At 61.5% G+C, this 23,073-nt stretch carries 23 protein-coding genes; 15 read left to right on the top strand and 8 right to left on the bottom strand.

Annotated features, from left to right (window positions below; translation table 11 throughout):
* Positions 1-13: 13 nt before the first annotated feature.
* Complete coding sequence (apaG, locus tag CFA77_RS13240; RefSeq protein ID WP_233347478.1) at positions 14-433, top strand: Co2+/Mg2+ efflux protein ApaG; 420 nt, start codon at positions 14-16, stop codon at positions 431-433.
* A 17-nt stretch (positions 434-450) separates the two neighbouring features.
* On the opposite strand, the gene CFA77_RS13245 is transcribed toward apaG, so the two are convergent.
* From CFA77_RS13245 to CFA77_RS13265, 5 genes are all read right to left on the bottom strand, one after another.
* Positions 451-1,197, bottom strand: a complete 747-nt coding sequence (locus tag CFA77_RS13245) for a DsbA family protein (RefSeq protein WP_051607453.1) — start codon at positions 1,195-1,197, stop codon at positions 451-453.
* 98 nt (positions 1,198-1,295) lie between these two features.
* The gene (locus tag CFA77_RS13250) at positions 1,296-2,678 is read right to left on the bottom strand and encodes a M48 family metalloprotease (RefSeq protein WP_034811014.1); all 1,383 of its coding nucleotides are present in this window, start codon (positions 2,676-2,678) and stop codon (positions 1,296-1,298) included.
* A gap of 92 nt (positions 2,679-2,770) precedes the next feature.
* Complete coding sequence (locus tag CFA77_RS13255; RefSeq protein ID WP_206991097.1) at positions 2,771-3,781, bottom strand: ABC transporter ATP-binding protein; 1,011 nt, start codon at positions 3,779-3,781, stop codon at positions 2,771-2,773.
* A complete protein-coding gene (locus tag CFA77_RS13260; protein ID WP_242517367.1) occupies positions 3,778-5,322 on the bottom strand; it encodes an iron ABC transporter permease in 1,545 nt (514 codons plus the stop codon). The genes CFA77_RS13255 and CFA77_RS13260 overlap by 4 nt, the downstream gene beginning before the upstream one ends.
* 75 nt (positions 5,323-5,397) lie before the next feature.
* Positions 5,398-6,462 (bottom strand): extracellular solute-binding protein, encoded by a 1,065-nt coding sequence (locus CFA77_RS13265; protein WP_206991098.1) that lies wholly within the window; start codon positions 6,460-6,462, stop codon positions 5,398-5,400.
* A 228-nt stretch (positions 6,463-6,690) separates the two neighbouring features.
* Between CFA77_RS13265 and CFA77_RS13270 the strand changes: the two genes are divergently transcribed.
* The 5 genes from CFA77_RS13270 (at position 6,691) to CFA77_RS13290 (ending at position 11,581) form a co-directional block, all read left to right on the top strand.
* On the top strand, positions 6,691-6,939 hold the full coding sequence (locus tag CFA77_RS13270; RefSeq protein ID WP_156947783.1) for a hypothetical protein: 249 nt from the start codon (positions 6,691-6,693) through the stop codon (positions 6,937-6,939).
* Between the two features lie 38 nt (positions 6,940-6,977).
* Positions 6,978-8,138 carry a glycine oxidase ThiO gene (thiO, locus tag CFA77_RS13275; RefSeq protein WP_206991099.1) on the top strand — a complete coding sequence of 387 codons (1,161 nt, stop codon included), beginning with the start codon at positions 6,978-6,980 and terminating at the stop codon, positions 8,136-8,138.
* Between the two features lie 131 nt (positions 8,139-8,269).
* The gene (locus CFA77_RS13280; RefSeq protein ID WP_206991100.1) at positions 8,270-9,847 is read left to right on the top strand and encodes an ABC-F family ATP-binding cassette domain-containing protein; all 1,578 of its coding nucleotides are present in this window, start codon (positions 8,270-8,272) and stop codon (positions 9,845-9,847) included.
* 67 nt (positions 9,848-9,914) lie between these two features.
* Positions 9,915-11,087, top strand: a complete 1,173-nt coding sequence (locus CFA77_RS13285; protein WP_156947782.1) for an acyl-CoA dehydrogenase family protein — start codon at positions 9,915-9,917, stop codon at positions 11,085-11,087.
* A gap of 128 nt (positions 11,088-11,215) precedes the next feature.
* Positions 11,216-11,581 (top strand): hypothetical protein, encoded by a 366-nt coding sequence (locus tag CFA77_RS13290; protein ID WP_206991101.1) that lies wholly within the window; start codon positions 11,216-11,218, stop codon positions 11,579-11,581.
* A gap of 75 nt (positions 11,582-11,656) precedes the next feature.
* On the opposite strand, the gene CFA77_RS13295 is transcribed toward CFA77_RS13290, so the two are convergent.
* Entirely contained in the window at positions 11,657-12,283 is a 627-nt protein-coding gene (locus CFA77_RS13295; protein WP_206991102.1) for a sulfotransferase family protein, read from the bottom strand.
* A gap of 102 nt (positions 12,284-12,385) precedes the next feature.
* Entirely contained in the window at positions 12,386-14,398 is a 2,013-nt protein-coding gene (locus CFA77_RS13300; RefSeq protein ID WP_206991103.1) for a bifunctional diguanylate cyclase/phosphodiesterase, read from the bottom strand.
* A gap of 169 nt (positions 14,399-14,567) precedes the next feature.
* Between CFA77_RS13300 and CFA77_RS13305 the strand changes: the two genes are divergently transcribed.
* The 8 genes from CFA77_RS13305 (at position 14,568) to CFA77_RS13340 (ending at position 21,679) form a co-directional block, all read left to right on the top strand.
* Positions 14,568-14,816, top strand: coding sequence for a DUF3297 family protein (locus CFA77_RS13305; protein ID WP_034810991.1), 249 nt, complete (start codon positions 14,568-14,570; stop codon positions 14,814-14,816).
* Between the two features lie 71 nt (positions 14,817-14,887).
* Positions 14,888-15,472 carry an NnrU family protein gene (locus CFA77_RS13310; RefSeq protein WP_034810989.1) on the top strand — a complete coding sequence of 195 codons (585 nt, stop codon included), beginning with the start codon at positions 14,888-14,890 and terminating at the stop codon, positions 15,470-15,472.
* Between the two features lie 4 nt (positions 15,473-15,476).
* Positions 15,477-15,878, top strand: coding sequence for a GFA family protein (locus CFA77_RS13315; protein ID WP_206991104.1), 402 nt, complete (start codon positions 15,477-15,479; stop codon positions 15,876-15,878).
* Between the two features lie 69 nt (positions 15,879-15,947).
* Positions 15,948-16,784, top strand: coding sequence for a 3-methyl-2-oxobutanoate hydroxymethyltransferase (gene panB, locus CFA77_RS13320; RefSeq protein ID WP_206993252.1), 837 nt, complete (start codon positions 15,948-15,950; stop codon positions 16,782-16,784).
* Positions 16,785-16,853: 69 nt separating this feature from the next.
* Entirely contained in the window at positions 16,854-17,588 is a 735-nt protein-coding gene (locus CFA77_RS13325; RefSeq protein WP_206991105.1) for a hypothetical protein, read from the top strand.
* Positions 17,585-18,934 (top strand): PQQ-like beta-propeller repeat protein, encoded by a 1,350-nt coding sequence (locus CFA77_RS13330; RefSeq protein WP_206991106.1) that lies wholly within the window; start codon positions 17,585-17,587, stop codon positions 18,932-18,934. Before CFA77_RS13325 ends, CFA77_RS13330 begins: the two co-directional genes overlap by 4 nt.
* A 54-nt stretch (positions 18,935-18,988) precedes the next feature.
* On the top strand, positions 18,989-20,536 hold the full coding sequence (gene der / locus CFA77_RS13335) for a ribosome biogenesis GTPase Der (RefSeq protein WP_206991107.1): 1,548 nt from the start codon (positions 18,989-18,991) through the stop codon (positions 20,534-20,536).
* Between the two features lie 87 nt (positions 20,537-20,623).
* The gene (locus tag CFA77_RS13340) at positions 20,624-21,679 is read left to right on the top strand and encodes a methyltransferase domain-containing protein (protein WP_206993253.1); all 1,056 of its coding nucleotides are present in this window, start codon (positions 20,624-20,626) and stop codon (positions 21,677-21,679) included.
* Between the two features lie 6 nt (positions 21,680-21,685).
* On the opposite strand, the gene arfB is transcribed toward CFA77_RS13340, so the two are convergent.
* A complete protein-coding gene (gene arfB, locus CFA77_RS13345) occupies positions 21,686-22,120 on the bottom strand; it encodes an alternative ribosome rescue aminoacyl-tRNA hydrolase ArfB (protein WP_206991108.1) in 435 nt (144 codons plus the stop codon).
* A gap of 137 nt (positions 22,121-22,257) precedes the next feature.
* Between arfB and CFA77_RS13350 the strand changes: the two genes are divergently transcribed.
* Positions 22,258-22,860 (top strand): RcnB family protein, encoded by a 603-nt coding sequence (locus CFA77_RS13350; protein WP_206991109.1) that lies wholly within the window; start codon positions 22,258-22,260, stop codon positions 22,858-22,860.
* Positions 22,861-23,073 lie beyond the last annotated feature (213 nt).

The raw sequence follows: 23,073 nt of genomic DNA on the forward strand, positions 1-23,073 counted from the left end.
GATTGAATTTCACATGATGGGCAGACGGGTTCCTCCTCCGCAATACGAACAGATCACCGATGGTGTGCGCATTCGTGTGCGTCCGAAGTTCATGCATGACGAATCCGAACCGGCGCGCGCCCGGTTCATGTGGTCCTACACGGTCGACGTTGAGAATGAGAGCGAGCAGACTTGGACCATCGTGCGCCGTCACTGGCGCATCGTGGATGCCGAAGGCCGTCGTCAGGAAGTCGAAGGTGAAGGCGTGATCGGCCAGACCCCAACCCTTGGGCCGGGCGAACGCTTCAGCTACACGTCTGGCGCGCCACTGGCGGCCCCGTCCGGAATCATGGGTGGCACCTATGATCTCAAAGGGGATGATGGCCGCGTATTGATCGCGACCATTCCGATGTTCTCACTGGACAGCCCGTACGAGACGTCACTGCCCTGCTGAGATCCGTCTGGTTCTGATCAGCCTTTGATCTCGGCCTTGATCGCCTCATTCAGCCGGTCGCGATTTGCGCCTTCGATGAACTCATTGCCAATCAGGAAGCTCGGCGTGGCCTCGACACCTACGGCGCGGGCAAGTTGCTTGGACTCAGACAGTTTGCGCTGAATGTCGATCGAGCCCATATCGGCGCGCATTTTCTGGACGTTCATGCCCACATCCCTGGCCACTTCGTCGAGCTTGGCTTCAGTCAGGTCGTCATTGTTCTTGATGGCCATCAAAGCCAGATGGAATTCGCGATACTTGCCTTGCTTGCCGGCGGCGAGCGCCGCAAGCGAAGCGGTCTCACTGATGCCGCCAAAGATTGGCAGTTCCTTGAAGACGACCCGGACATTACCGTCATAGTCTTCCGGCAATGCCTGAATCCATTCGACCGACCGTTTGCACCAGCCGCAGCGATAGTCGAAGAATTCGACCACGGTGATCTCTGCATCGGCCGGGCCGATGAAATAGTCATTCTCATTATTGTAGATCGCGTCGAAATTGCTCGCGATGGCTTTCTGCGCCTCTTGAGAGGCTGCAGCCTGCTGCTTCGCGGACAGCTTGATCAGCGCTTCCTCGATGATTTCCGGGTTCTCGAGAATGTACTCCCGCACAACTTGTTCCATGGCTTCGCGATCAGCGACCGGCGCCGCCTTGCTCTCGGCGCAGGCGGGCGTCAGGGCGAGCGCAGCCATGGCGGCCGTCATCGTGGTCAGTCTGAAAGTCATGCGTGGTTTCCTGTCATATTCAGGTCAAAGTCGGTTCAGGCCAGATATACGGCCTGAATTCCGCACGTCTATCCGGCCTAACACAAAGTTGATCAGGACTATTCGACCGTGAGCGAGAAACGCCGATTGCGGCGATACATGTCGCGATTGTCCGGATTGTTGGCATCGGTCACCAACAGGATGTCGTCAGCGCGGCGATAATCCGGCGTGCCAGGCTCCAGGCTCTGGACAGCAAAATGGGCAAACCGGTTGGCTCGTACGATGTCGCCCACAGCATAGGCAGACTCGGCCGTGGCCAGCTGGGCATCGGCGCGGCGCCCCTGCTTTTCATATGTGATGGCCAGCTGAGCCCAGGCGAATGCATTGTTCGGCTCGGCAATCAACGCATCATGCAAAGCCTTTTCGGCGGCTTCGACATCGCCTGCTTCGTCACGCGCATTCAGTGACCGGGCAAGGTTGATCAGCAGCAGGGGCTGGCCCGGCTTCAGTTCGAGCGATTTCTCGTGCGGCGCAACAGATTCGGCCGCGCGGCCGCTCTCAAACAGGATCTGGCCTTTAAGCTCCCAGAAAAATGGATTTTCCGGATCGTCTTCAAGCAGTGAGTTCACCTCGATCAGCGCGCGATCAATATCGGAGACCTGCATGGCGGCGATGGAACGCGCATATCGCGCTGGCTGGCTCTGGTCACTGGCCGGGTATTCGCGTGCCACCTTGTTCGGTGTGTCGAGGAAGCCGATGAGCTTGGCACGCATCATCTGGTATTGATGCAATTCCCGATCGGTTTGCGGCGTGTCCATCATGCCGGAATCTTCGGCCAGCTGGCGCACGGTGCGGATCCGGTCCGATGCGAGCGGGTGGGCCCGAAAATAGGGATATCGGCGCGCGCTGGACAGGACTTCCTGATAGCGGAAATTCTCGAAGAATTCGACGATCCCGCGGGGCGACTGACCAAGCTGCGTGAGGTATTCGACTGCCGCGGCATCGGCCGTGGCCTCTTCCGAACGCGTGTGCGTGAAGAAGTTCAGCGCAGCAAATTGTTGTGATGAACCGATCAGGGCTGCACCTGCCCCCCCTTCACCGGCGGCCATGGCCAGAATACCAAGACCGATAGAGAGCAGCGCCGGGCGCATGGCGACCCCGGCCGCGCGCGAACGGCTGACCGAGTGGCCACAGGCGATGTGACAGGTCTCATGCCCGATCACGCCCTTGATCTGCAGCGAGGAATCCGCAGCGATAATAAGGCCGGTATGAAGGTGTATGTTCTGACCGTTCGCCACGAACGCGTTCAATGAAGGATCATTGATCAGGTACAGGCCGACATCGTTCGGCTTCAGCCCAGCCACTTCGAGAATGGGATTGGTCCATTCGCGCAGCGTCTCCTCGATCTCCGCATCGCGGATCAGGCTTTGGGCCGTGGCGCTTGCCGCCATCATTGCGGCGAGCGCTGCGGTCGCGGCCAGTTTCAGGAAATTTCGCGCCATGCAAAGCGCCTCCTGTTGATTGCATCTACATCCCTGATTTTATGGGATGCCTTACCGATTGGCGAGGGCTTCCTCGCACTATAACGGATTTGTCAGGAATCGGCTGACTGGAAGATGAATGTCAGGGTTGGATCGAGCCGAATACCAATCTCCGTTCCTGCTTTGGGTGCCGTCATGCGCGGCACGAGCGCGGTAAGAGATTGTCCCTGGCACTCCAGCAACAAACGACAAAGAGGTCCGGTCAGCTGGCTGGCTGTTACGCTCGCCCTTACCGCCGAACTCTCATCCTGCAACACGCCTTCCGGGCGTACGATCAGTTCCGCTCCGACTGGTACATCCTGCCCGACGAGTCCGGTCGGCAGGTCTGCGGCCCGTATGCGGCTGACTGGACCGAGAGCGGCGGCAATCGCCGCGCTTTGCGGTCTCTGGTAGATTTCAGCCGCTTCACCCTGCTGCAACAAGTGCCCGCCCTGAAGAATGGCAATGCAATCGGCGCTTTCGAGCGCCTCGGTCGGGTCATGCGTCACCAGCAGTGCCGGAATGCCAGCCTCCCGGATCGCGGCAAGCGCCGTATCCCGCACACTGCCACGCAATGCAGGGTCGAGACCGGAAAATGGCTCATCCATCAGGATCGCGGCAGGCTCCGGCGCAAGTGCGCGCGCGATGGCCACGCGCTGTTGTTCGCCGCCCGAGAGTTCGTGCGGGTATGCGCCGGCCCGATCTGTCAGACCAAGCCGCTCCAGCCATTCGGCCGCCAGCAGGCGGGCCGCTTCCTTGCCGCGCGATTTGAGCCCGAAGGCCACATTCTGCGCGGCGGTCAAATGCGGGAACAAGGCGAAATCCTGAAAGATCAGCCCGATGCGGCGTTTCTCGGCCGGGACCGTCTTGCCCGGCGCAGAGAGCAATTCATCTCCCAGCCGGATCTCACCACCATCGAGCGGTTCAAGTCCGGCGAACAAGCGCAACAAAGTCGATTTTCCTGCGCCGGACCCACCGAGCAATGCTGTGATGTTGCCGGGTTCCAGAGTGAGGCTTACGCCCTCCACCACAGCGGTTGGCCCATAGCGGCGGGTTACGTTCGTCGCGGTCAAATGCACGCTCATTCCGTGTCCCCCGGACGCGAATGGCTGAGCCGCCACGATAGCAGGATCACGGGCAGCAAGCCTGCCAGCGTGATGAGCAGGGACGGCAAGGCCGCCGCCGCCAGACGCTCATCCGTGGCATAGGCATTCGCCCGAACAGACAGTGTGTCCCAATTGAAAGGTCGCAGCATCAAGGTAGCCGGCAGCTCTTTCAGGGATTCAACGAACAGGATCAGTGCACCAGCCATGGCGCCTGATAGCGCGACCGGCAGGTCAACGGAAACCGCGCGGCGCAGCGGCGAAGCCCCAAGGCTCTCGGCGGCATAGCCCATGGAGGCCGGGGCGCGACCGAGCGCTGCCACCATCGGCTCTGCGCCCGACGTGGTGAACCGGCTGGCATAGACCCATGCCAAGGCCACGATTGCCCCCGCCCCGGTCAGCGTGATGCCAAGATATCCCATCACCAACAGCGCGCCGAGCGCGAGAACGGCACCCGGAATGGCGTAGCCGGTCGAGGCCATCAGACGCGCGAAGCCGGCGATCAGTCCGCTCTGCCGGGCCGTCAGCGCGATGACCATCGCCAGCACGAACGCCAGCGCCGCACCTGACCCGGCAAGGATCAGCGTGTTCACCAACGCCCGCCCGATTGGCGCGATCTGATCTTGCGATTCCATGACAAGCCAGACCAGGCGCGACATTGGCAAAACGAAAGTAGCAAGGAACAGGAGCGCACAGGCCGCCATTGCGCCCAGGCCGGCCCAGCGTGGCAGGCGCGCCCGTGACACGCTGCGCCACCGCGTCGAGCTTTGCTGGCTGCCCGCACGTCCCCGCGTATGACGCTCGGTCAGAATCAGCGCGATCACGATCACGACCAGAACCAGAGCGAGCCGCGCCGCTGCCGCGGGTTCGCCAAAGCTCTGCCAGGCGCGCACAATGCCGAAGGTCAGAGTGGGCACACCGAGAAACTCCGCTGCGCCATAATCGGCCGCCGCTTCCATCAGGGTCAGGGCAAGGCCGGCTGCGATGGCCGGTCGGGCGGCCGGCAGGGCGACCTGCCAGAACCGCCGGGCACTGCTGGCACCCAGACTGCGCGCCGCCTCCAGAGCGCAGACAGATTGCGAGACGAAGGCCGCTCGGGCCGTCAGATAGACATAAGGATAAAGCGCGCAGGTCAGCACGAAGGCGAGCCCCGGCAGGCTGCGCATGTCCGGAAACCAATAGTCCCGCGCGGTCCAGCCGGTAACATCCCGGATCGCTGTCTGGAACGGCCCCATCAGGCCCATCAGATCGGCATAGGCATAGGCAAGCACATAGCCGGGCGCCGCCAGAGGCAGGATCAGCAACCATTCGAACAGGCCCCGTCCCGGAAACTGGTACATCGTCACCAGCCAAGCCGCCGGAACCGCAACGGCGAGCGTCATGAGCGCGGTTAACAGCAGCGTGCCGAGCGTGCCGGTCGTGTAGCCGGTCAACAGCGTGTCGCGGATATGGGTCCACGCTTCACCGCCACCATTCATCAGGCCCGCAAACAGGGTCACGACGACAGGTACAGCAATGATCAAGCCCGCCAATAAGGCGGGCCCGTCAATGCTCCTGAATCGGAAGCGGCGTATGGCGGCCAGAGCGCTCAAACGAGATCAGTTCCATCCAGCCCGGTCGTAGATGGCCTGTGCCTCGGCCTGATTCTCTCCAAGCTTGTTGAGCGGGAACACGCTTTCCTTGAAATCAGGCGGCAGCCGGTCGAGCCCTTCCGGCATCTCGGCGCCAGCGACCAGCGGGATTTCCTTGGTCTCGGTGGTCAGCAGGAACTGGCCCTCCTCACCGGCCAGCCATTCAATGAACTGGATGGCAGCCTCCTTGTGCGGCGCATGGGCCGCAACACCCGCGCCGGTGACATTCACATGCGCGCCCCAGCTATCCTGCTGCGGGAAGGACAGCATGGTCTTTTCAACCGATTTGCGCTGGGCGTCGGAGCCTTGCGTCATGCGCACCCAGTAATAATGGTTCACCAGCGCGACCGAGCATTGGCCAGCGGCAATTGCCTCAATCTGCCCGGTGTCGCCGCCCTGGGGCGGACGTGCGAAGTTCGCCACCACGCTGCGCGCCCAAGCCTCGGCCGTATCCTTGCCAAGTCGATCAATCAATTCCCCCATCAGGGAGAGATTGTAGATGTTCGTGCTGGACCGCATGCAGACATCGCCCTCGAGATTGGCGCTGGCGAGGTCGGCATATTCATCCACCTGCTCCGGCTCGACACGGGCAGGATCATACACGATCACGCGCAGCCGTTTGGCCAGACCGTACCAATGATTGTCCGGATCGCGGAAATGCTCGGGAATGCGCGTCGCTAGCAATTCGGACTCGACGGGCTGCATCAGGCCCGCATCCTTGAATCGGTAAAGTGTGCCAGCATCGGACGAGATAATGACATCCGCCGGACTATTGTCGCCTTCGGCCTTCATCGCCTCAAGCAGTTCGGCCGCGCCGGATTCGCGAAACCGAATGCGGATACCGGTCTCATCCTCGAAGCGTTTGTAAAGCTCCTTGTCGGAATCATAGTGCCGGGCCGAATACACATTTAGCAGGCCGGTGGGCTCAGCCACAGATTCTGCAGCAGCTTCGGACTCCCCGGAATCTCCAGAGGGTGCCCCGCAAGCGGCAAGAAAAACGCAGGCGGTGGCCAGGGATGCATACCATTTCATGGAACAAACTCTCTTTGAGGGGCATTGATGATCTGTTCAATCACATTTGAGAATGGATCGCAACGAACGACATGCGCGACCTTTTTGCCCGAAATTTGCACAGACCCCCGGATTGGGACGGTCATGAGCAAGAATCTTATGCTGCATCGCACAAAATGCGATATTGATCTGAAGATACAAAATGAGTCCGGAAAACCGGACGTAACAATCAGGTGCTTGGGGATGACAATGAAAGATATCGTAGTGGATCTCGATTTAGGGTCACCGGAAGAGGACGCGCTTCTGTCAGCCACGCTCGACGCGTTCGTCATCGAACAGCTTGAGCGCGACGCCGATGAAGGCCCCGAAATGATGGTACGCACCGCATTCCGTCCGACCGGCGAGATGTGCAAGGAAATCGTGTTCCAGAGCCAGAAATGGGCCGAAGCTTTCCAATCCTATTGGGAAAGCCAGAAAATGCAGGTCTCCGCCGCCTGAGCGTTCAATTCGCTAGTAGAATGGCATAGATAGCGCAGATGACCTGCGCCGCCCGCCCCGAAACATCTTCCCCCCGCATTGCCATCGCTGGCGCGGGCATTATCGGCCTCAGCTGCGCGCTCGAACTCGCCCGGCGTGGCGCGGCCATCACGCTCTACGATCCCAACACACCCGGTCGCGGCGCCAGCTGGGCTGCTGCTGGCATGATTGCCCCCGCCTTCGAGGCCGCCTCAGAGCCGGGCGTTCACCCCCAACTTTTTGATCTCTGTCTTGAAAGCGCGCGGCTCTGGCCGGAATTTGCAGCGCACCTTGAAACCGAAAGCGGAGAAACTGTCGGATATGCGGCCGGACCATCCCTGGCGGTCGCCGCGAGTGAAGCAATGGCAGCCCATCTCGACGGAATCCTCGACACGCTGACCAAGCGCGGCCTGCCCGGCCAGCGGCTGGACATGGATGCCGCACGCCGGATCGAACCGGCGCTGTCGCCTGACCTGCGCGGCGTCCTGCAGCTCACCACGGATGGCCACGTGAACAATCGCGCCGTCGTCTCGGCGCTGCTCGCCCTGTGTGAACGCCACCCTCGCATCATGCTGGAACGCACGCCCGCACCGTTACAGTCACACGACGACGCGCTGGATGTGGAAGGCCATGATTTCATTCTGATCACAGCCGGCTGGCAGAGCGGCGAGTTGAAAGTGACCGAACATGGCAAGCAATTCAGCCTGGCAAACTGGGACTCGTCGCTGGATGAGATCGACACTTATGGCGGCCAGATGCTGTCGGTTGAGCGTCGGGCAGACCACCCCGCCACCACACTGCGCGCCGGTCCGATCTACATGGTGCCACGCGGCGACCAGCTTGTCATCGGCGCCACGATGGAGCCCGGCCGTACGACAGGTATGCCGAACACGGATGATGTCGCCAACCTCCTCCAAGACGCTTCCCGCATCGTGCCCTCGCTGGCGGATGCCCGCATCACCTCCGCATGGTCCGGCATACGTCCCGGTACACCAGACTTCGCGCCCTTTCTCGGTCGCACGCGCCAGCCCAACATGTTCGTCGCCGCAGGCCATTATCGCAATGGCATCCTTTTGACGCCCATCACGGCAAGGATCGTGGCTGACCTGATACTGGGTGGCGACTCCAGCGACCTTGCCGCTGCCTTCGCGCCATCTCGCGCGCTTCCGGCGCAAGTCTGATTTTCCTTGAACTCAGCGCCGGAATGCGTATGTAGGCACTTCGATCCGCAGAGAAACCACTGGAGGCAAAGACATGGATTACGCAAAGCCCAATGCTTCGCTGACCCTTTCCATGATCGCACGGCCTGTCCATGTCTTCCTTTCTCACGCTCGTTTCCCTCTCCCTCACCACGCCTGACGGCACGCCGCTCTTTGACGGCCTGACCCTGTCGCTCGGCCGCGAACGCATTGGCCTTGTCGGCCGCAATGGCTGCGGCAAGTCCACCCTGTTGCGCGCCATAGCCGGCGATGTGGAGCCTGCACGCGGCAGCTTGTCCGTGCACGGCCGCCTGGGCCGCCTCGCCCAGATCGCGGACGAAGCCCAGACCATCTCCGAAGCGCTCGGTGCGGCAGACGGCCTTGCCCGACTTGCGCGCCTGGCCGCTGGTGAAGGCTCACTGGAAGATGCCGATTTGGCCGACTGGACACTGGAGTCCCGGCTCGAATCCGTTCTGGCATCGACCGGTCTCCGCGACATGCCATTGGACACCCGCCTGTCCCGGCTCAGCGGCGGCGAGCGCACGCGCGTCATGATCGCCCGCCTTCTATTGGAACAGCCAGACATCCTGCTGCTGGACGAGCCGACAAACAATCTCGATACGGACGGGCGGCACGCCATAGCCAATCTACTCGCCCAGTGGCGCGGCGGGGCGCTCATTGCCAGCCATGACCGAAAATTGCTGGAACACATGGACCGGATCGTGGAATTGTCCCCCATAGGCGTGACCGTGTTCGGCGGCGGGTGGAGCGAGTTTCGCGAGGCCCGCGACGCGGCGCGCGCACAGGCCGAAGCTGATCTCGCCAGATCCCAGACCGCCCTGCGTCGCACACAGGCAGACGCCCAGCGCGCAAAGGAAAAACAGGACCGGCGCGACAAGGCGGGCCGCACCGCCCGCGCAAAGGGTGATGCCCCCAAGATGCTGCTCGACAAGCGGCAGGAACGCGCCGAGGCCACCGCCGCACGGGGCGGCGACCTTGCCAGCCGCCAGACCAACGAAAGCGCTGCCGCACTGGAAGCCGCCCGCGCAAAGGTGGAGATCACGGCCCCGATCACAATGGACCTGCCGCACGTCCACCTGCCCCGGTCAAAGGACATCCTGCGCGTGACCGAGGCCGTCGCCGCCTTCGGCAACCGCCGCCTGTTCGGGCCGCTCAGCTTTGACATCAGAGGGCCGGAGCGGATCGCCATTGCCGGCCCGAATGGCGCCGGCAAGTCGACGCTGATGCGCATGATCCTTGGCGAAATCGCCCCCGCCTCCGGCACGGTCGAGACGCTGACGCCCCGCATCGCCCGGCTCGACCAGCATGTCAGCCTGCTGCCCTCGGGCGGCTCGATTCTCGAGGCCATCCGGGCCGTCCAGCCGCACCTGACAAAGAATGAAACCCATGCCGCCCTCGCCCGCTTCGCCTTCCGAAATGAGGCCGCCCACCAGTCCGTGGCGATGCTCAGCGGCGGCGAACGCCTGCGCGCGGGCCTCGCCGCCATCTTTGCCGCGCCCGAGCCCCCCGAACTCCTCCTGCTGGACGAGCCGACCAATCATCTCGACATGGCCACGATCGAAACCCTAGAAGCCGCCCTCAACGCCTATTCCGGCGCCCTCCTCGTCATCAGCCACGACCCAGCCTTCCTCACAGCCATTGGCATCACGCGCACAATTGCGCTCCCCTGACGCAGGGCAATCGCTGGACGGGCCTGCATGGCCGCCTTAAGTCTGGCCCTCAGGAGGATTACGTCACATGCATCAGATCGCGCCGATGAGTGAAGATCAGGCCGCCATCAAGGCCGCCGTCGAAAAAACGCTCGAACCCTTTGGGGATGATTACTGGGCGAAGACGGACGAGACCGGCGACTGGCCGGAGGAATTCTGTGATGCCATGGCCGCGGGCGGCTGGCTCGGCATTGCCTTCCCGGAGGAATATGGCGGCGCGGGCCTCGGCCTGACCGAAGCCGCGCTGATGATGCAGACCGTCACGCGCACCGGCGCGGGCTATTCCGGCGCCTCGGCCATCCATCTCAACATTTTCGGGCCGAAGCCCCTGGAGCGCTTCGGCAATCCGGAACAGAAGCGCGAAAACCTGCCCAAGATCATCTCTGGCGAGGAGAAGATGTGCTTTGCCGTGACCGAACCGAATTCCGGCCTCGACACGTCCAGCCTCGAAACCAAGGCCGAGCGCACGAACACCGGCTACACGATCAATGGACGCAAGATCTGGACGACTGGCGCCCAGCGCGCCGACAAGATCCTGATCATCGCGCGCACCACGCCCAAGGACCAGTGCGCCAAGCCGTATCTCGGCCTCTCCCTGTTCTACACAGACCTCGACCCGAACAAGATCGAGCGCCAGCCGATCCCGAAAATGGGCCGCAAGGCGGTCGAGTGCAACATGCTCTATATTGATGGGCTCGAAGTGCCGAAAGACCACCTGATCGGCGAAGAAGGCGAAGGCTTCAAATACCTGCTTCAGGGCCTGAACCCCGAGCGTGTCCTGTTCGCGGTGGAATCCATCGGCCTCGGCTTTTCCGCGCTGGAGCGGGCCGCGACCTATGCGAAAGAGCGCGTCGTCTTTGGCCGCCCGATTGGCCAGAATCAGGGCATCCAGCATCCGCTGGCAAAATCCTGGGCCGAACTCTCCGCCGCCGAACTGCTCGCCTACAAGGCGGCAGGACTCTACGATGCCGGGCAGGATTGCGGCGCCGAGGCCAATTCCGCGAAATACCTTGGCACCGAAGCCGGCTTCCGCGCCTGCGAGACCGCCGTGCTGACGCATGGCGGCATGGGCTACGCGAAAGAGTACCATGTCGAGCGCATGATGCGCGAAGCCATGCTCGCTCGCATCGCCCCGGTCAGCCGCGAAATGATCCTCAACTTCATCGCCGAACGCGTCCTCGGCCTGCCGAAGAGTTACTAATTGATCCGGGGAGACCACCCGGCCTGTCCCCGGCCCTTTAACGTCAAAACCCCTGACCTGCCGCGCAGGTCAGGGGTTTTTTCTACGCCCTATCCAACCGGACCTGGCGCCGTGGCAGGATTGGCTGCATGGACACGCTGTTTGCCCCTGTCGGCCCGCTCAAGCCGCATCTGGAACCCTATCGGTTCTGGATCTGGCTGCAGACGGTCGCCCTGCGCCTGTATGTGCGGGCGCTGAAGGGCCGGGGCGTTCCGTTCATGACGGTCATCGACCATCGCGGCACCGTGTATCTTCAATGGATCGGCGACGTGCCGCATGAGCGCGAACCGGACCCGCTGGCCTTCACATGGTCAAAAGCTTTCCGCCTGGCAATTGGCGAACTGAAGTCCGCTCATCCGGGCGAACACCGGAACCGTGTGCGACTTGATGCGGGCGAACCAAGTTGCCAGATGCCGTTCAGCCAAAGCTACGCCCTGCCCGGTCCGGACCCCTGACCGCGCCACCTTTCACGAAAATTCAAACTCCCCCGAAGCGCCCTCACAGGCGTCGCACCTGCTGGCGCGGCCAGCCTACATGTTGTCGGCCTTGGTCATGTGCTGGAAGAATTCTTCCTTACTGTTGGTACGCGGATAAGGCTCGGCGGGCACCGGCACGCCGAAGAAGGCGCAGAGCGGTTCCCAGCCATCCTTTGCCGAATGGACCAGAAGGCGCTCGGCGGGAATGGTCGCCTTCACTTCGGCTTCGTGCGCGTTGAAGGCGGCGATCAGGCTGTCCTTGTCTTTCGCGCCGCCAAAGCTGCGCTCCAGCACTTTTGTCACCATCTTGAACCATTCGGTCGCTTGCGGCGGCCAGGTGTCCGGCGCCCAGACGGTGGCCAGAATGGTCTCGGATATGCTGCTGTACCAGCTCTCGGCGGAACGCGTCGAAAGGATGATCTTCGCGTCCGGATAGGCCTCGGCCGTCTCCTGCCAGAAGGCTGCGGTTGGCCAGTCCACGGCGGAATTGTACCCGTCATAAATGGCGCCGAAGTCTGGTGTGCCCGCCAGCGCAGAATTCCAGAGCGGAACCTGTGCCTCGCCATTCTCGATGACCTCGATCATGTGATGGCACGGCCCGAAGCCAAGTTGCTCGAGCGCCAGTTTGAGCGACATCGTGCCTGTGCGCCCGAAACCGGCGCTGATTACGGATAGTGTCATTGAATTTGTTCCCTTCACAGCCTTTCAGGCGTCCCTGCTGTTTCCATAGCATGACCATGAGGCGGGCGGTAACAAGAAATTTGCCTTGCGGGGCGAAGTCGATCAGGCGACCACCTGGGTTGGGACCGACAGCATGGATCCCATGCCGTCGAACTTCAGCTCGCCGGTCAGGTAAGGCAGCATCTTCTCGGCCATCAGGGGCTTGGTGAAGATATAGCCTTGGACCAGATGGCACCCGGCCGAGCGCACATGGTCCAGTTCCTCGCGGGTCTCCACGCCTTCCGCCACACAGGCAATCGACAGCGACCGGCAGAGGCGGCTGATCGTCCGGACAAGGCCAAAGCTTTTCTGATTGTGGTCGATTGACGATATGAAGCTTCGATCGATCTTCACAATGTCGAATTCCAATTCCTGCAAGTACCGCAGGGACGAGAAGCCTGTGCCGAAATCATCCAGCGCGATCTTCACACCCAGTTCCCGGAATTTCAGCAGGTTGTTGTGAACCTCGGTGAAATCCGTCAGCAAAGAGGATTCGGTCACCTCAATCGAAATGCGCTGGCGCAGGCTCGGCGGCTGGCGGATCAGCATCGAGGCAAGCAGGTCCGTACACTGCCGGCTGTTCACATCCTGCGCAGACAGGTTCACCGCAATCCGCGCCGTTTCCGGCCAAACCTTCAGCTGGGCAATCACCTTGCGGAAGACTGCCAGAGTCATTTCCTGGGTCATGCCGGCTTTCTCGGCAATCGGCACGAACTCGCCCGGCGGCACCATACCAATTTCCGGACTGTCCCAGCGCGCCAGTGCCTCGCAACGCCGAATGGCCCCATCGCGCGTGTCGATGATCGGCTGGAAAACCAGATGAATTTCCTTGTCGAGATCCGCATTCTTGAAAGCTTGGTGCACAAGCACTTCGCGGCGTTTGCTGGCGGCATGATGAGACGAAAACTCGACCACGGGGCCGGACGTCGCTTCCTTGGCGCGGAACAGGGCAAAATCTGCCTGCTCAAGCAGGTCTTTTGCCGAGGCGACATCAAAGCTGCGCGAAGACATGCCGACCGAGGCCGATACGCGGCTGATATCTCCACTCGGCAGGACAACCGGGTGACTGATCGAAGCGACCAGTTCCAGCGAGAACTTCATGGCTTCATCGCGCGATGTGTTCCACGGCAGGACGTACGCGAACTCATCTCCGCCAAGGCGCGCGACCGAACCACCATAGCGGGCCGCCGCTGCCTTCATACGGTTTGCTGTTTCCACCAGCATGGCATCCCCTGCCGAATGTCCGAACACGTCATTCAAGGGCTTGAAGCCGTCCAGGTCGACCAGTCCCACAATCGGCAATTCCCCACTCGGGCTGCGCTCGAAGAAAAGGTTTATCTGCTCGAAGAAGCGGCGGCGGTTCGGCAGGCCGGTCAGGGTATCTGACAAGGCCAGGAAGCGATTGGATTCCGCCAGGCCCGAAGCCCGCTCATTCTCAGAGACCAGCTCATTGTGCAGCATCACCGATTCCGCGATGCGCTGCTTGTAAGTCAGGGACACTTTCAGGAATGCCGCATACGACACCGCCATCGGCACGGCCATATAGCCATAGTAAAACGGATCATGGCGCACGAAGACGAAGCAGAATATCAGCAACGTCCCCGACAAGCCAGCTGCCACAATACGCGGGCGCGGCATTGAGCACATCATGCCAACCGGGCCGATCAGGCCGGTAAACAGAGCCAATTGCGCTTCCTGCCGACCGATCGCGTAGGGCCACAATAGAGCAATCCAGCCTCCGATGACCGCAAAGATGATCAGCGAGCCAATTTCTATCACCACGAAATCACGCTGGGCGCGCAGGGGATCTGTGAATTCAGCCTGTGAATCGCGCCAGTGATTGATCCGCAGGATACTCCCTACGATGAACAGGCATGGCAGGCCGAGTGTCAGGTATAACGGCGCATGGTTCAGGAAGCTCATCCCGAGCGACAGCGACGCGACACACAACATCGCGTAGAGCGCTGACAAATTTCTCGAGGTCGCGCGCATTTGCTCCATGACGACCGCTTCTTCGAGCGTTCGCGCGTTCTGGAGCATTGTACGGTAATGCTTGATGTCGGATATACTTCGCATATCAGCCTGTTCTGTTCTGCGGTAACCAATAGCGACAGTTCCATAAAGCCCGGTTTAGTGGGGAAATGATTCCACTACTTTCCATTAACCATGTCTTCATTCCCATTTCGGGCCATCAAGTTGGGTCTGGGCTCTTGCAATTCCCGCATTCGCTGGCAAACAGCATCACATGACCGACACGCTCCCAGACCGCCTCGCCCTCGATCCAGACAGCAAGTTTCACGATGCAGATTTGCTGCAACGCGAGATCGGCGTCCGCTTCAACGGAACCGAGAAAACCAATGTCGAGGAATATTGTGTATCTGAAGGCTGGATCCGCGTTGCGGCTGGCAAGGCGCTTGATCGCAAGGGCAAGCCTCTCACGTTGAAGCTAAAAGGCAATGTCGAAGTCTGGCTCAAGGATCAGCCCGAGGGCTGAGGCCGCCTTCAGGCTTTCCACTTTCCCACATCCCGGACTCCGCATAGACTCCCGCTCGGGAGGAAATCGTCATGCCGTATCTGATTGCCGGGCTGGTTGTGTTCTTTGGGGTCCATCTGTTTTCCGCGTTTCGAAGCCGAAAACCGGGAGAGGATCTGAAACAACGTATTGGCTACGGCCCCTATATGGGGCTCTACAGCCTGATTTCGTTGATCGGATTGGTCCTGATCATCTATGGCTATGACGCAGCGCGCTGGATGGGATCGCTCTATTTCGCGCCCAGTTGGGGCTCACACGTCAACATGGCGCTGATGCTGCCAGCCTTGATCTTTCTCGTCGCTGCCAACCTGCCGACAGGCCGGATCAAGAAAGCCCTGAAGCACCCCATGCTGGTGGCGGTGAAGCTCTGGGCGCTTGGTCACCTTCTGGCCAATGGCGAGTGGAACTCGATCATCCTGTTCGGCAGCTTCCTCGCCTATGCCGTGATCGACCGGATCGCAGTGAAGAAGCGCGGCGACAATGGCCCGCCGGCTGATGTGGCGGTGTCCAATATGGGAGACATTGGCGCGCTGGTGATCGGAACCGGCGTGTATGTCGCGTTCGTCTTCCACCTGCATCAATGGCTGATCGGCGTGCCTGTCGTGCCGGGAGTGTAGTCACATGGATGCGCAATGCGCTTGCGGCGCCCTGAAAGTCACGCTGCCTGACGATATCACGCCGGCCGTCGTCGCCTGTCACTGTATCGCGTGCCAGCGTCGCACCGGCTCCCCCTTCGGAGTGGGGGCATATTACCTGCTCACTGCTTTGACCATTACAGGCAAGGCTACCCCCTGGACACGCGAAGCTGACAGCGGGGGTACCTTCACGACCTATTTTTGTCCCACTTGCGGGTCTACCGTCTACTGGGTCACGGAAAAGCACCCGGAAGCAGCAGGTATCGCCGTAGGGGCGATCGCAGATCCGCGCTTTCCCGGGCCGATCCGCTCGGTCTGGGAAGAAACCCGGCATGAGTGGGTGGACATACCCACCGCCCTGCAGCACTTCCCCAAAGGCCGCAGCTGATCCGGCAGCGCCGGAGCGACCGTTCACATGCGCTTGCCCGCCGGTCTGAGGCAGGCTAAGTCGCTGGCCATGTCGAAACAAACCCGAATTTCCCGCAAAACCGTCAAGGATATCGCCGCCGCCAAAGGGGGTGAACCGCTCGTCTGCCTGACGGCCTATGACGCGCCAATGGCCGAGATCATGGACCCGCATGCCGACCTGATCCTCGTTGGCGACAGCGTCGGCATGGTGGTCCATGGCCTGCCCTCGACCGTTGGCGTGACGATGGAGATGATGATCCTGCACGGTCAGGCCGTGATGCGCGGCAGCCAGCAGGCCTTCGTCGTCGTCGATATGCCCTTTGGCAGCTACGAGACGAGCGAAGATCAGGCCTTTTTGAATGCCGCCCGCATCATGAAGGAAACCGGCTGTCAGGCGGTCAAGATCGAGAGCGGCGCCTATGCCGCTACCCAGATCGCCCATCTTGTGGAGCGTGGCATTCCGGTCATGGGCCATGTCGGCCTGCGCCCGCAGGCGGTGAATGTCGATGGTGGCTTCCGCGCCAAGGGCCGCACCGAATCCGAACGCGACATCGTGCTGAACGAGGCGCGCGCTGCAGACGAAGCGGGCGCATTTGCCATCGTCATCGAAGGCGTTGCGCGCGATCTCGCCGACGAGATTACCAAGGCCGTCAGCTGCCCCACAATCGGCATCGGCGCGTCCGCCAGCTGCGATGGTCAGGTACTGGTCACACAGGACATGTTGGGCCTGTTCGACTGGGCGCCGAAATTCGTGCGCCGTTACGCCGACCTCCGCAGCGAGATCGACACCGCCCTCGGCCAGTTTGCTGTCGACGTCCGGTCCCGCGAATTCCCCGGCGAAGCCGAGACCTATTCCCTGCGAAAACCTGAGGCGAAACAGCCCTGACACGTTGCAGCTGGGCGCAGGCGCGTCTAGGTTCCCCCCGAAGTCAGATTACCCGATCGGAGCGCCACGTTGAGCGACATTTTTGACGAAGTCGATGAAAGCCTGCGCCAGGACAAGATGGAAGGCCTGTGGACACGCTACAGGCCCTTTATCTATGGCGCGGCAGCGCTGCTCATCGGGGCGGTGGCCCTGAATGAATTCGTGTTGCGCCCACAGGCTGAACAGGCCCGGGCAGAACGCGCGCTCGCCTTCGAGAACGCCCTGACCCTGCTGGAAGAAGACAATTACGTCGAGGCCGAAGCCGCGTTCCGTGAATTGGCCGAAGGCAGTGGCAAGATCGCACCTTTGGCAGCGCAATATCTGGCGCAGACCCAATATGAGGGCGGCGGCGACGCCAATGGCGCCACGCGCACCCTATCGGCCGTGGCTGCCGTGGAAGGCAGCCCGTATGAGCGCCTGTCCATCCTGAAGACCGCGTATTTCTCGGTCGACACCCAGTCCATGGCAGACCTTGAAGCGACGCTCGGCAGCCTGGTCGAGGATGAAGGCCCGCTCGGCGCGCTTGCCCGTGAACTGATCGCGGCGAAAGCTTTCGAGAGCGGCGACATTGCCCGCGCCCGGACCGAGTTCAACCGTCTCCGCTTTGATGCGGCTGCGCCCGAAGGCGTGAAGCGCCGCGCCGAGATCGCCCTTGCTGCGATCCCGCCCGCGCCAGCTGAAGAAGCGGCCGCAAGCGACACTGAGACACCAGTTGAGGGCGAAGCGCCCGCTGAAACTGCCGATATCGAGGAGACCGGCCAATGAGGCTTTCACGCCCACTCAAGCTGACCGCAACCGCAACGGCGTTCATCGCCCTGACGGCCTGCAGCAGCATTCCGTTCTTCGGCAATTCCGGCAATGACGACAAGGAACAGCTCGACAAGGCTGGCCGTGTCACGATGGTGCTCGCGGAGGAAGCGGTTGAGGCCAAGCCTGAGCTGGCCACGGAATCCATCGAACTGTTGCCTCCCACGGATATGGCATCCTGGCCGGAAGCAGGCGGAACCCCCGCCAAGGCACCAGGCCACGTCAACGCAGCGCCTGACCTGAAAATCGCCTGGCGCAATTCGGTCGGCAAAGGCTCCAGCAACAAGTCTGCCGTGACCACGCCACCGGTCGCCAGCGAGACTGCCATTTACACGCTGGATGCGGACCAGACGATCTATTCGACGGAAATCTCCAGCGGCCGCACGCTCTGGAAAAAGGAACTCAAAGGCCTGACCAAGCGCGACAAGACCGCGCTCGGCGGCGGCCTTGCCGTGACAGATGGTACGCTGATCGTCGCAAGTGGCTTTGGCTATGTCACACGCGTCAGCGCCGAAGACGGGACCGAATTGTGGAAGCGCGAGCTTGGCGTGCCCATGACGGGTGCCCCCACCGTCAAGGACGGCACGATCTTTGTCGCCTCCAACAATAATGAAGTGTTCGCGCTGGACCTTGAGACCGGCGAGACCGATTGGAGCGATCAGGCAATTGCGGAATCCGCCCGCGTCCTCGGCAGCCCAAGCCCGGCCGCCATCGAAGACTTCGTGATCGCGCCTTACTCCTCTGGTGAGATCATCGCCTATCTTGCCAATAATGGCCGTCGCCTCTGGACGGATGCCATTTCGCAGGCCGGCCGCTTCACACCGATTTCCGAGATCAACGATATCGGCTCACGCCCGGTTCTGGCCGGTGGCCTCGTCTTCGCGTCGAGCCAGTCCGGCATCACGGTCGCGATTGACGGGCGCAGCGGCAATCGCGTCTGGGCGCGCCCCATCGGCTCGACCCAAGCCCCAGCGCTCAGCGGGAAATTCCTGTTTGTCATCGGCACCAATGCCACTCTGGCGGCGCTGGATGCTGGCTCAGGCGACGCCTATTGGGTCACCGAGCTGCCGCAGTACAAGAACGAGAAGAAAAAGAAGAAACGGATCAGCTATTCCGGTCCGCTTCTTGCGTCGGGACGCATCCTGATCGTTTCGTCCTATGGCGAGCTGCTCGCCTTTGATCCGCAGACGGGCGAACAGACCGCGTCTCTGGATATCAAGGACACGACTTACATCGAACCCATCGCCGTGCAGGGAAAAGTCTTCCTGCTGACCGATGAAGCAAAACTGGTTGCGATTCAGTAGCAGGCTGCGCCGGGCTGGCGCGCCTCGCCTGAACGCATAGGAGCGGGCCCCGCCATGCCTTTGAAACTCGCCATCGTCGGACGCCCCAATGTGGGCAAGTCGACCCTGTTCAACCGCCTCGTCGGCAAGAAGATCGCGCTGGTCGATGACCAGCCGGGTGTGACGCGTGACCGGAAGCAGGCGGAAGGGCGTCTTGCCTCCCTGCCATTGGTCCTGATCGACACAGCGGGCTATGAGACCTCCTATGACGACAGTCTCGAATCCCGCATGCGCCAACAGACCGAGGCCGCGATTGCCGAGGCTGAACTGGCCCTCTTCCTGATTGATGCCCGCGTTGGCGTCACCCCGGAAGACGAGAACTTTGCCGCCCTGCTGCGCAAGGCCAATATCCCGATCGTTCTGGCGGCCAACAAGGCTGAAGGCAAACAGGGCACGGTCGGCGTGATGGATGCCTGGTCGCTGGGCCTGGGTGAACCGATTGGCTTGTCTGCCGAGCATGGCGAGGGCATGGCCGAACTTTACGAAGCCATTCGTCAGGCACTGGGCGAGGAAGCGTTCGAGCTCGCCCTGCAGGAGGCCGAGCTGGATTATGATCCCCGCGCCGCCGAGGACATTATCGAGAAGCTCGCCCATATCGATATCGACGATTTCTCTGTGTCCGATGATGATCTCGTCGCCGCCATTGAAGCGGCGGATGTCGACGTTGAACCCGAGCCGCAAAAAGACGACAAGCCGATCAAACTGGCCATTGTCGGCCGCCCGAATGCCGGCAAGTCCACGCTGATCAACCAGCTGCTACAATCGGACCGCCTGCTGACCGGTCCCGAAGCCGGCATCACGCGCGACTCCATCTCTATTGACTGGGAATGGGAAGGCCGCCGCATCCGCCTGGTCGATACCGCTGGCCTGCGCCGCAAGAACAAGGTGCAGGAGCGCCTTGAACGCATGTCGACTGGCGAGACCATCCGCTCGCTGAAATATGCCGATATCATTGCCCTCGTCATGGACGCACACGAGGCGATGGAAAAACAGGACCTGCTGATTGCCGACCTCGCCCTGCGCGAAGGCCGCGGCGTCGTGCTGGTCATTTCCAAATGGGACACGGTGAAAAAGCCGGATGAAGCCGCCAAACATATCCGGGATCTTGCCAACCGGCTGATGCCGAATGCTGGCGGTGCACCCGTCGTGTTCCTGTCCGGCCTGACTGGTCGGCATACGGACAGGCTGATGCCAGCCGTGGTCAAGGTCTATCAGGATTGGACCGCACGCGTGAAGACGGGCGATCTGAACCGCTGGCTGCGCCACACGGTTGAGCGCCATCCGCCGCCAAGCGTTCAGGGCAAGCGCATCAAGCCACGCTACATGGCCCAGATGAAGGCGCGTCCGCCGACCTTCGTGCTCATCGCCTCGCGCGGTGACCAGATGCCGGAAACCTACAAGCGCTATCTGATCAACAATCTGCGCGATGCCTTTGACATGCATGGCGTGCCGATCCGCCTGTTCGTCCGGCAGGGCAAGAACCCCTATGCTGACAAGGCCGACGGCGCGCGCAAGCCCCAAGGCAAGAGCCCGTATCGCGGCAAGCCGATCAAGAAGGGCTAGCGCGCTCGCACACATATCCGTGACTGGAAACGACTGGCGTACCTGCCTAGGGTCGCCCCGATCAATGCGGAGACTCAAATGTACCAGATGCAGGATGTGGTGAAAACCTATTACGGCGAGACGCTGACAAGCTCGTCGGACCTGAAGACCGATGCCTGCACGACGGAGTCTCGTCCAGCGGCGCATGTCTCGGCCGCCCTCGCCGCCGTCCATGATGATGTGGCCGCGAAGTATTATGGGTGTGGCCTCGCCATCCCGGCCGCGCTGGAAGGTTTGAAAGTGCTGGACCTTGGCAGCGGGGCCGGACGCGACGTGTTCGCCCTGGCCAAGCTGGTTGGCCCGACCGGCCACGTCACCGGGGTCGACATGACGGATGAGCAGCTGGACGTCGCCCGCGCACATGAGGCCTGGCACGCCGAGCAATTTGGCTACGACTCGCCCAATACGCGCTTTGTGAAAGGCGAACTGGAAAAGCTGGGCGAGCTTGATCTTGAGCCCAATTCCTTTGACCTCATCATCTCCAATTGCGTCATCAATCTCTGCACGGACAAGCCGGAAGTCTTCCGGCAGACCCACCGCCTGCTGAAACCCGGCGGCGAGCTCTATTTCTCGGACGTCTATGCCGACCGGCGGATCCCGCAGGAGTTGATTGATGATCCGGTCCTGTATGGCGAATGCCTGTCGGGGGCGCTCTACTGGAACGATTATGAAGCCATCGCGATGGCGGCTGGCTTTGCCGATCCGCGCGTCGTCAACCATCGCCGCCTTGCCATCATAGATCCGAAATTGAAGGCAAAGGTCGAGCCGATCCGCTTTGCCTCGGTCACAGCACGCCTGATGAAGCTCGACGGTCTGGAGACGGCCTGCGAGGATTACGGCCAGGCTGTCATCTACAAGGGCGGCGTCGAAGGCATGGAGCGCGTCTTCATTCTGGATGCTGAGCACGAGATTGAAGCCGGTCGCGTCTTCCCGGTCTGCGGCAACACGCTCGCCATGCTGATGGAGACACGCTTTGCGCCATTCTTCCAGGTGGTCGGCGACGGCAAGACCCATTTCGGCGTCTTCCCCGGCTGCGCCGCGCCGGACGTATTTGCAGAGACGCCAGACGCCAGCGGCCCCGCGCCGGTGGGCGGCTGCTGCTAGCGCGCCCTACTCTGTCGGGTCGACATTGCCGCGGAGGGATTTGATCTCGCCTCGGCGTTTCTTTGTGGCGATGCGGCGTTTGACGCTGCCATAGGTCGGCTTGGTCTTGATGCGCCGTTTCGGGCGACGGCTGGCACGAAGGATCATCTCGGCAAGCCGCTTGCGCGCAGATTCCCGGTTGAGCGCCTGGCTCCGATGCTCCGAAGCCTCCAGCATCAGTCGGCCATCCTTGGTTATCCGGTTGGCATACAGTTTGGCGAAGCGCGCCTTCACATCAGGTGGCAGAGATGACGCTTCGACGTGCCAGGTCAGCTGTACCGCAGTCGACACCTTGTTGACGTTCTGCCCGCCTGGCCCGGACGCGCGCACGAATGCCTCCGACACTTCCCATGCAGGCAGTGTCAGTTCGTCATTGATACGGATGTCGCCGAATTCAGCCATGGAGTTTCCTTAACACGGTGTTCAGCCAGAGTTCAGCCCCGCAGGCCTAGCCTGACTGTCATAAGCCCGCAGGATGCGGGAAATGGCTGCCCCGGAAACGGTTTCCAAGGGGCCAATCTTCGGAGGCTTTGCCCGATATGAAGCTGTTCAAGACACTCACTACATTGGTGGCCACGACGGCCACGATCGGACTTCTTGCCGCTCCCGCTGCCTATGCAGAACGGGGACGCGGCGATCACAATCGCGGCGGCGGTTATCATGATGGCGGCCATCGCGGTGGAGACCGGGGACACCGGGACAATGGTCGACGCGACAATGGGCACCGCGGTGACCATAATCGTGGCAATCGAGGCTATAATAATGGCCACAATCATAGAGGCCATTACAATCGCGGCCACCATGCCCCGCGCCGCGACTACCGCCCCGCGCCGCGCCATGTCTATCGCGCGCCCGCGCGTTCGCATCGCCATTATGCACCGCCCCGTCACAATTATGTGCGCTACAGCCGGGCTTATGGACCCTATTATCGTCGTGGCTACCAACCGCGCTACCATGTCGGTGGCTGGTATCGCCCGCACCAGCATACGGTCTATATCCGCGACTATCACACCTACGGCCTCTACGCGCCGCCACCCGGACACTACTGGGCGCGGGACCATCATAGCGGAGACGCGATTCTCGCCTCCGTCGCGACGGGGGCCATCATCGGACTGGTTGTCGGCGCGCTGGCCTATGATTGACACATGATCAGCGTATGAAAATTGAATGCGCCCGGGCCCAAGGTCCGGGCGTTTTTTGTGCGTCATGAAACAGTCATTCAAAAAAGCCGCGAAGTTAACTTTGTAATGGCGCAAATCATGCTTAACTTTGATTCGTCCGGAACGGTTCTGGACAAAGTTCGTGCCTGTTGCACGCTTGAAAGGAGGTGATTCATGTCGAGTGAGAAAACCAGA

This window comes from Hyphomonas sp. KY3, from assembly GCF_017309975.1.
In the GTDB taxonomy this organism is placed as follows: Bacteria; Pseudomonadota; Alphaproteobacteria; order Caulobacterales; family Hyphomonadaceae; genus Hyphomonas.

Coding starts and splice junctions, on each gene's coding strand:
- apaG (WP_233347478.1), top strand. CDS start 14: ATGATGGGCAGACGGGTTCCTCCTCCGCAATACGAACAGATCACCGAT.
- CFA77_RS13245 (WP_051607453.1), bottom strand. CDS start 1,197: ATGACTTTCAGACTGACCACGATGACGGCCGCCATGGCTGCGCTCGCC.
- CFA77_RS13250 (WP_034811014.1), bottom strand. CDS start 2,678: ATGGCGCGAAATTTCCTGAAACTGGCCGCGACCGCAGCGCTCGCCGCA.
- CFA77_RS13255 (WP_206991097.1), bottom strand. CDS start 3,781: ATGAGCGTGCATTTGACCGCGACGAACGTAACCCGCCGCTATGGGCCA.
- CFA77_RS13265 (WP_206991098.1), bottom strand. CDS start 6,462: ATGAAATGGTATGCATCCCTGGCCACCGCCTGCGTTTTTCTTGCCGCT.
- CFA77_RS13270 (WP_156947783.1), top strand. CDS start 6,691: ATGAAAGATATCGTAGTGGATCTCGATTTAGGGTCACCGGAAGAGGAC.
- thiO (WP_206991099.1), top strand. CDS start 6,978: ATGACCTGCGCCGCCCGCCCCGAAACATCTTCCCCCCGCATTGCCATC.
- CFA77_RS13280 (WP_206991100.1), top strand. CDS start 8,270: ATGTCTTCCTTTCTCACGCTCGTTTCCCTCTCCCTCACCACGCCTGAC.
- CFA77_RS13285 (WP_156947782.1), top strand. CDS start 9,915: ATGCATCAGATCGCGCCGATGAGTGAAGATCAGGCCGCCATCAAGGCC.
- CFA77_RS13290 (WP_206991101.1), top strand. CDS start 11,216: ATGGACACGCTGTTTGCCCCTGTCGGCCCGCTCAAGCCGCATCTGGAA.
- CFA77_RS13295 (WP_206991102.1), bottom strand. CDS start 12,283: ATGACACTATCCGTAATCAGCGCCGGTTTCGGGCGCACAGGCACGATG.
- CFA77_RS13300 (WP_206991103.1), bottom strand. CDS start 14,398: ATGCGAAGTATATCCGACATCAAGCATTACCGTACAATGCTCCAGAAC.
- CFA77_RS13305 (WP_034810991.1), top strand. CDS start 14,568: ATGACCGACACGCTCCCAGACCGCCTCGCCCTCGATCCAGACAGCAAG.
- CFA77_RS13310 (WP_034810989.1), top strand. CDS start 14,888: ATGCCGTATCTGATTGCCGGGCTGGTTGTGTTCTTTGGGGTCCATCTG.
- CFA77_RS13315 (WP_206991104.1), top strand. CDS start 15,477: ATGGATGCGCAATGCGCTTGCGGCGCCCTGAAAGTCACGCTGCCTGAC.
- panB (WP_206993252.1), top strand. CDS start 15,948: ATGTCGAAACAAACCCGAATTTCCCGCAAAACCGTCAAGGATATCGCC.
- CFA77_RS13330 (WP_206991106.1), top strand. CDS start 17,585: ATGAGGCTTTCACGCCCACTCAAGCTGACCGCAACCGCAACGGCGTTC.
- der (WP_206991107.1), top strand. CDS start 18,989: ATGCCTTTGAAACTCGCCATCGTCGGACGCCCCAATGTGGGCAAGTCG.
- CFA77_RS13340 (WP_206993253.1), top strand. CDS start 20,624: ATGCAGGATGTGGTGAAAACCTATTACGGCGAGACGCTGACAAGCTCG.
- arfB (WP_206991108.1), bottom strand. CDS start 22,120: ATGGCTGAATTCGGCGACATCCGTATCAATGACGAACTGACACTGCCT.
- CFA77_RS13350 (WP_206991109.1), top strand. CDS start 22,258: ATGAAGCTGTTCAAGACACTCACTACATTGGTGGCCACGACGGCCACG.